General features: G+C 70.9%; 1 protein-coding gene. It reads left to right on the top strand.

Going from position 1 to position 8,627, the window contains the following annotated elements:
• Window positions 1–69 precede the first annotated feature (69 nt).
• Window positions 70–8,627, top strand: an 8,558-nt coding sequence (locus ACWC5C_RS41895) for a type I polyketide synthase (protein ID WP_450884593.1), incomplete at its 3' end; no start/stop codon positions are given.

Genomic DNA, 8,627 nt, shown 5'->3' with positions numbered 1-8,627 from the left:
CTGCTGGCCGACAACCGGGAGTGGTCCCGGGAGGATGGTCCCCGGCGTGCGGGTGTGTCGTCGTTCGGGATGAGTGGCACCAACGCGCACGTCATCCTGGAAGAGGCACCCGAACCCGAACCCGAGGTGCCGCCGGGTGACGAGCCCGTCGATCCGGTTGCCTGCCTGAGCCCGTGGATCCTGTCGGGCAAGACCGAACAGGCCCTCCGCGGCCAGGCGGCACGACTGCTGTCGTATGCCGAGAACAGCACCGACCTGCGCCCGGTCGATGTGGCGTACTCCCTCGCTGCGAGCCGTTCGCACCTGGCCCACCGGGCGGTGGCCCTTGGCACCGACCCGCTGGTCGACGTGGCCGCCCTCACGGTCGGCGACGGTACGGCAACTGCCGTTCAGGGGATCGCGGACCTTCGGGGCAAGGTGGCGTTCGTGTTCCCGGGGCAGGGGTCGCAGTGGGTGGGGATGGCGGCTGAGCTGCTGGAGTCGTCGCCGGTGTTCGCGGAGCGGATGCGGGAGTGTGCCACCGCGCTGTCGTCGTATGTGGACTGGTCGCTGTTCGATGTGCTCGGTGACGCGGAGGCGTTGGAGCGCGTCGATGTCGTGCAGCCGGTGCTGTGGGCCGTGATGGTGTCCCTGGCGGAGCTGTGGCGTTCGTATGGTGTCGAGCCTGCTGCTGTGGTGGGGCATTCGCAGGGTGAGATCGCGGCGGCGTGTGTGGCGGGGGCGTTGTCGATCGAGGACGCGGCCAAGGTGGTGGCGCTGCGGTCGAGGGCGATTCTGGCGTTGTCGGGGCTGGGTGGCATGGTGTCGGTGGCCCTGGCGGTGGAGGACGTGCGGGAGCGGTTGACGGATGGGCTGTCGGTGGCGGCGGTCAACGGGCCATCGTCCGTGGTCGTGTCGGGAGATGTTGCTGAGCTGGATGTCCTCCTGGCGGCCTGTGAGGCGGATGAGGTGCGGGCGCGTCGTATTCCGGTGGACTACGCCTCGCACTCGGCGCAGGTGGAGACGATTCATGCTGAGCTTGGCGAGGTTCTGGCGGGGCTTGAGCCGCGTGTGGCCGGGGTGCCGTTCTTCTCGACGGTGACGGCCGAGTGGCTGGACACGACTGTTTTGGACGCGGAGTACTGGTTCACGAATCTGCGTCAGACGGTGCGTTTCGAGGAGGCCACGAGGGCGCTGGCCGAGCAGGGGTATCGCTTCTTCATCGAGGCTTCCGCACACCCGGTGCTCACCGTCGGCGTGCAGGAGACCCTGGACGCGGTCGGCACTGACGGGCTGGTCCTGGGTTCCCTGCGCCGGGACGAGGGTGGTCCGGAGCGGTTCGCCGTCTCCCTCGCCGAGGGCTGGGTGCGCGGGCTGCCCGTTGACTGGTCGCCGCTGACGGTTGGCGGGCGCCGCGTCGACCTGCCCACCTACGCCTTCCAGCGCGAGCGCTTCTGGCCGGAGGCCGCCGCCGGATTCCTCGGTGACGTCACATCGGTGGGGCAGTCGCCCGCCGACCACCCGCTGCTCGGTGCAGCGGTCGAACTCGTCGACTCCGACGGTTTCCTGCTCACGGGCAGGGTGTCCGTGCAGACACATCCGTGGCTGGCCGACCACGTCGTGTCCGGCGCGGTGTTCCTGCCGGGTACGGCGTTCGTGGAACTCGGTGTCCAGGCCGGTGACCGGGTGGGTTGTGACACGGTCGAGGAGCTGACGCTGGAGGCGCCGCTGGTGCTGCCCGAGGGTGGAGGTGTGCACGTCCAGCTGGCCGTGGGTGCCCCGGATGCCGCTGGACGGCGTCCGCTGTCGGTGCATTCGCGCGCCGACAGTGCGGCGCCCGACGAGCCGTGGACCCGGCATGCCACAGGCTGGCTCGCCGGCACCGGCCGGGTGGCCGACGTCGATCTGGCCGTCTGGCCGCCGGAGGGGGCCGAGGCGGTCGACCTGAACGGGCTCTACCCGGGCCTGGCTGGGGTCGGGCTCGTGTATGGCCCGGTGTTCCAAGGATTGCGGGCAGCCTGGCGGCGCGGCGACGAAGTGTTCGCCGAGGTGGCGCTGCCCGAGCGGGAACAAGACAACGCGGCGGCGTTCGGACTGCACCCGGCGCTGCTCGATGCCGCGCTGCACGCCATCGGACTCGGTGACTTCGTGGCGGAGACAGGCCGGGCCGGACTGCCGTTCGAGTGGAGTGGCGTGTCTCTGTACGCGACCGGCGCGGCGGTCGGGCGGGTGCGTCTCACCTCGGTGGGCGCGAACGCGGTGGCCGTGGAGCTGGCCGACGAGACCGGTGCACCCGTCGCCTCCATCGACTCCCTCGTCCTGCGTCAGGTGAGCGGCGACCAGCCTGCTACGGGCCGGCCCGCCCATCACGACACCCTCTTCCGCCTCGACTGGGCCGAGGTGCCTGTCGTCGGCGGGCGGTCCACCGGGGAGGAAGACCGCTGGGCGTTGCTCGGCACCACCCCTGCCGAATGGGCCCGGCTGGGCGTGGCCGCCCATCCCGACCTCGACGCGGTCGCCGCCGCGGGCGCGGACGTCGTACTGCTGCCGTGCGTGGGCGAACCCGGCGACGCGGCGGAGGCCACCCGGTCGGCGGCCTACCGTGTGCTCGACGTGCTGCACTCCTGGCTGGACGACGAGCGCTTCGCCACCGCCCGCCTGGTCGTACTGACCCGGGGCGCCGTGGCCTCAGGTCCCGGCGAGGACGTCACCGACCTGTCCGGCGCCGCTGTGTGGGGTCTGGTGCGGTCGGCGCAGACGGAGAACCCCGACCGCATCGTCCTCGTCGACCTCGACACGGACGACTCCTCGGTTCGGGCGCTGTCCGCCGCCCTCACTCTGGACGAGCCGCAGCTCGCGGTCCGCGCGGGCACCGTGTGCGCTCCCCGTCTCGCTCGGGCGGGGTCCGGCGGAGCCCTGGTTCCGCCCGTGGGGGAGCTGGCTTGGGCCGTCGACTCGGCCGGTGGCCGCGGCACCCTGGACAGCCTTGCCCTGATCCCCCGTCCCGAGGCCCTGGCACCGCTGGCCGACGGCACGGTCCGCCTGAGCGTGCGCGCGGCGGGCGTCAACTTCCGTGACGTCCTCATCGCCCTCGACATGTACCCCGGCTCCGGCGTCATGGGCAGTGAAGGCGCGGGCGTGGTCACCGAGGTCGGGCCGGGTGTGACGGACCTGGCCGTCGGCGACCGTGTGTTCGGCATGATGGGTCTCAGCTTCGGCCCGACCGGCGTCGCCGACGCGCGCCTCCTCGTCCGTATCCCCGGCGGTTGGTCGTTCGAGCAGGCGGCGGCGACGCCGATCGTGTTCCTGACGGCGCTGTTCGGGTTGCGGGACCTGGCCGGTGTGAATGCGGGTGAGCGGGTGCTGGTGCACGCGGGTGCGGGTGGTGTCGGCATGGCGGCCATCCAGCTGGCCCGTCACCTGGGCGCGGAGGTCTTCGCCACCGCGAGCGAGGGCAAGTGGGGCGTACTGCGCTCCCTCGGTCTGGATGACGACCACATCGCTTCCTCGCGGACCTTGGAGTTCGAGCGGAAGTTCCTGGCCGTCACCGATGGTCGGGGTGTGGATGCTGTTCTGAACTCCTTGGCGGGTGAGTTCGTGGATGCCTCGCTGCGCTTGCTGCCGCGCGGTGGCCGGTTCCTGGATATCGGCAAGACCGACATCCGTGACGCGGACCGGGTCACGGACGAGCACCCCGGTGTCACGTACCAGTCCTTCGACCTCGGTGGGATCCCCACCGAGCAGACGCGGCGGTTGCTGGGCGACCTGGTGGAGTTGTTCGGGCGCGGAGTGGTGGAGCCGTTGCCGGTGAGGGCGTGGGATGTGCGCCGTGCTCGGGAGGCCTTCCGCCACGTCAGTCAGGCCAGGCATGTGGGCAAGGTGGTGTTGACCATGCCTCGTGTGCTGGACCCCGAGGGCACGGTGTTGCTGACGGGTGCGACGGGCACGTTGGGTGGGTTGCTGGCCCGGCACCTGGTGGCAGAGCGGGGAGTGCGGGATCTGCTGCTGGTCTCCCGTCGTGGTGAACGGGCCGAGGGTGCGGAGGAAGTGGGCCGGGAGCTCGCGGGGCTCGGGGCGCGGGTGCGGTTCGCCGCCTGTGACGTCGCCGACCGCGAGGCATTGTCGGGGCTGCTGGCCTCCCTCGACCGGCCGCTGACCGGTGTGGTGCATACCGCGGGTGTGCTCGACGACGGGGTGATCGCCTCGTTGACTCCGGAGCGGATCGACGCGGTGTTCCGGCCCAAGGTCGATGCCGCGCTGAACCTGCACGAGTTGACCCGGGACCTGGATCTGGCCATGTTCGTGCTCTTCTCCTCGGCCGCCGGTACGTTCGGCGGACCGGGACAGGGCAACTACGCGGCGGCCAACACCTTCCTGGACGCCCTCGCCCAGCACCGCCGCGCGCAGGGGATGGCGGCGCAGTCGCTGGCCTGGGGCCTGTGGGCACAGCGCAGCACGATGACCGGTGATCTCGGCGAGACCGACATCGCCCGGATGAACCGGGGCGGGGCCGGTGTGCTCTCCTCCGAGCAGGGCCTCGAACTGTTCGATGCCGCAGGCGAGTTGGACGAAGCCCTGCTGGTTCCGATCCCGATGGACACCGCCGGGCTGCGGGGCGCCGCCGTGCCGCCGCTGCTGCGCGGCCTGGTGCGGACTCCCGTACGCCGCGGCACCGCCTCGCGGGCCGTCACGGGCACGACAGGCCTCGCCGCGAAGCTCGCGGGACTCGCGGAGAGCGAACAGCGCGAAGCGCTGCTCGACCTCCTCCGCGGACACGTGGCCTCGGTCCTCGGGCACGCGACACCCGATCTGGTCGACCCGACACAGCAGTTCCGCGAGCTGGGCTTCGACTCCCTGACCGCTGTGGAGCTGCGCAACCGGCTGAACGGTGCCACCGGACTCCGCCTGCCCGCCACTCTCGTCTTCGACCACCCGACCCCGCAGGTGCTGGTGGACCATCTGTGGTCGGAGGTGGTCGGCGGGACCGCCGAGACCAGCGCGCCCGTCACCCTGGCGGCCGCCGGACCGGCCGACGACGAGGACCCGGTGGTCATCGTCGGTATGGCCTGCCGCTACCCGGGCGGAGTCTCCTCGCCGGAGGACCTGTGGCGCCTGGTGCGCACGGCTGGTGATGCGATCACACCGTTCCCGCAGGACCGGGGCTGGGACATCGACGGCCTCTACGACCCGGAACTCGGCCGCGCGGGCACCACGAACACCAGGGAGGGCGGTTTCCTCGACGGGGTCGCCGACTTCGACCCGGCGTTCTTCGGCATCAACCCGCGCGAGGCGCTGGCCATGGACCCGCAGCAGCGACTGCTGCTGGAGACCGCCTGGGAGACCTTCGAACGCGCCGGTATCGACCCCACGTCCGTACGCGGCAGCATGACCGGCGTGTTCGCCGGTGCCTCGTCCTCCGGCTACGGCACCGGGGTCGCTGAGATCCCCGATGACATCGAGGGCTACCTGATCACAGGTACGACCACCAGCGTGGTGTCCGGCCGCATCGCCTACGCTCTCGGTCTGGAGGGCCCGGCCGTCACGGTGGACACGGCCTGCTCGTCCTCCCTGGTCGCGCTGCACCTCGCGGCTCAGGCGATCAGCCACGGCGAATGCACCATGGCCCTGGCCGGTGGTGTCACGGTCATGGGCACCACCGGCGTCATCACGGAGATCAGCAAGCAGGGCGGCGCCGCGGGCGACGGCCGCTGCAAGGCCTTCTCGGCCGCCGCCGACGGCATGGGCTCCGCCGAGGGCGCGGGCCTGCTTCTCCTCGAACGCCTTTCCGAGGCGCGCCGCAACGGCCACGAGGTCCTGGCGGTCGTACGAGGCTCGGCGATCAACCAGGACGGCGCGTCCAACGGACTGACGGCGCCCAGCGGCCCCTCGCAGCAGCGTGTCATCCGTCAGGCGCTGGCCAACGCGCGCGTCGAGGCGTCCGAGGTGGACGCCGTGGAGGCGCACGGTACGGGCACCGCGCTGGGCGACCCGATCGAGGCGCAGGCACTCATCGCGACCTACGGGCGCGAGCGCGACCCGGAGCGGCCCCTGTGGCTCGGCTCGGTGAAGTCCAACATCGGGCACACCCAGGCCGCGGCCGGTGTCGCGGGCGTCATCAAGATGGTCATGGCGGTGCGGAACGGCGTACTGCCGCAGAGCCTGCACATCGACGAGCCGACCTCGCACGTCGACTGGTCGGCCGGCACGGTCTCGCTCCTGACGGAGGCACGCGACTGGCCGGGACTCGACCGTCCTCGCCGGGCGGCGGTGTCCTCGTTCGGTATCAGCGGTACGAACGCACACGTCATCATGGAAGAGCCGCCACTGGAGGACTCCCAAGGGGCTTCCCCGAAGACGGAGCCCGTGCCGCAGGGCGAGGCCGGACCCTCCACCGACGACCCGACGCTGCCGTGGGTCCTCTCGGCCAAGTCCGGAGCCGCCGTACTGGCCCAGGCCGCGCGCCTGCGCGACCACCTGAACGAATACCCGGAACTGTCACCGGTCGACATCGGTTGGTCGCTCGCCACCACCCGGGCTGCGCTCGACCACCGCGCCGTGATCGTCGGCGCCGACCCGATGGCCGGTCTCAGCGCGCTTGCCGCGGGTGACGCCGTGTCCGGTGTGGTGCAGGGGACGGCCGACCTGCGGGGCAAGGTGGTGTTGGTCTTCCCGGGGCAGGGGTCGCAGTGGGTCGGGATGGCGGCCGACTTGCTGGAGTCGTCGCCGGTGTTCGCGGAGCGGATGCGGGAGTGTGCCACCGCGCTGTCGTCGTTTGTGGATTGGTCGCTGTTCGATGTGCTGGGTGACGCGGAGGCGTTGGAGCGCGTCGATGTTGTGCAGCCGGTGTTGTGGGCGGTGATGGTGTCGTTGGCGGAGTTGTGGCGTTCGTTTGGTGTGGAGCCTGCTGCTGTGGTGGGGCATTCGCAGGGTGAGATCGCGGCGGCGTGTGTGGCGGGGGCGTTGTCGATCGAGGATGCGGCGAAGGTGGTGGCGCTGCGGTCGAGGGCGATTCTGGCGTTGTCGGGGCTGGGCGGCATGGTGTCGGTGGCCCTGGCGGTGGAGCAGGTTCGTGGGCGGTTGACGGGTGGGCTGTCGGTGGCGGCGGTCAACGGGCCGTCGTCCGTGGTGGTTTCCGGTGATGTCGCTGAGCTGGATGCCCTCCTCGCCGCCTGTGAGGCGGATGAGGTGCGGGCCCGTCGTATTCCGGTGGACTACGCGTCCCATTCGGCGCAGGTGGAGACGATTCGCGCTGAGCTTCGCGAGGTTCTGGCGGGGCTTGAGCCGCGTGTGGCGGCGGTGCCGTTCTTCTCGACGGTGACGGCCGAGTGGCTGGACACGACGGTGATGGACGCCGAGTACTGGTACGCCAACCTCCGTCAGACCGTCCGATTCGAGGAGGCCACGAAGGCGCTGGCCGAGCAGGGGTATCGGTTCTTCGTCGAGGCGTCGACGCATCCGGTGTTGACCATCGGTGTGCAGCAGTCGCTTGAGGAAGCCGGTGTGGATGCCGCTGTGCTGGGCTCGCTGCGGCGTGGCGAGGGCGGGCTGGAGCGGTTCGTCAGCTCGCTTGCCGAGGGCTGGGTGCGGGGTCTGTCCGTGGACTGGCAGCCGCTGCTGGCTGGCGGACGCCGGGTGGCGCTGCCCACGTACGCTTTCCAGCGCCAGCGGTACTGGCTGGAGGCATCCTCGGCGTCGGAGGACACGGCCGCCTCGGCCCCGGATGCCGTCGAGAGCAAGTTCTGGGCGGCGGTGGAGCACGAGGATCTCGCCGCCCTTGCCGAGACCCTCGACGTCGCGGAGCCGGATGCGTTGGGTGTGGTGTTGCCTGCGTTGTCGTCGTGGCGTCGTCGTCGGAAGGCCCGGTCGCGGGTGGATGAGTGGCGTTATTCGGTGTCGTGGAAGCCGGTGGTGTTGGAGTCGCGGGCTTTGGCTGGGCGTTGGTTGGTGGTGTCGGCTGGTCCGGACAGTGATGTGTTGTCGCCTCGACTTATTGAGCATGGGGTTGAGGTGGTGTGTCTCACGCTCGATGACAGCACCCGGCTGGTCGAGCAGCTCTCCGGGGTGGGGGCGGTTGATGGGGTCGTGTCGCTGCTGGGTCTGGGGGTGGGTGGTCTTGCCGACACGGTTGCTTTGGTGCGGGCGCTGGGCGATGCGGGAATTGGGGCGCCGCTGTGGTTGGTGACGCGGGGTGCGGTGTCGGTGGGCCGTTCCGATCGGCTGACGAGCGTCGATCAGGCGCAGGTGTGGGGTCTTGGTCGGGTCGTCGGCTTGGAGTGTGCTGATCGCTGGGGTGGTCTGCTGGATGTTCCTGAGGTGTTGGACGGGCGGGCGGTGGGGCGTCTGGCAGCGGTTCTGGCTGCGGGAGCGGGCGGTGAGGACCAGGTCGCGGTGCGTGCGTCTGGTGTGTTCGTGCGGCGTCTGGTGCGGGCGCCGCTGGGTGATGCGCCGGTGGTGCGGTCGTGGTCGCCTGGTGGGACGGTGTTGATCACGGGTGGTACGGGTGCGTTGGGTGCGCATGTGGCCCGGTGGGCGGCGGCCGCTGGTGCCGAGCATCTCGTACTGACGAGTCGCGGTGGTCAAGGTGCCCCGGGTGCGGGGGAGTTGGCTGCGGAGCTTGCCGAGCTTGGGGCCCGGGTCACCGTTGCCGC

The organism is Streptomyces sp. NPDC001700 (assembly GCF_053596435.1).
The sequence above is the reverse complement of the archived record's forward strand: the minus strand, read 5'-3'. Positions and strand labels throughout refer to the sequence as shown.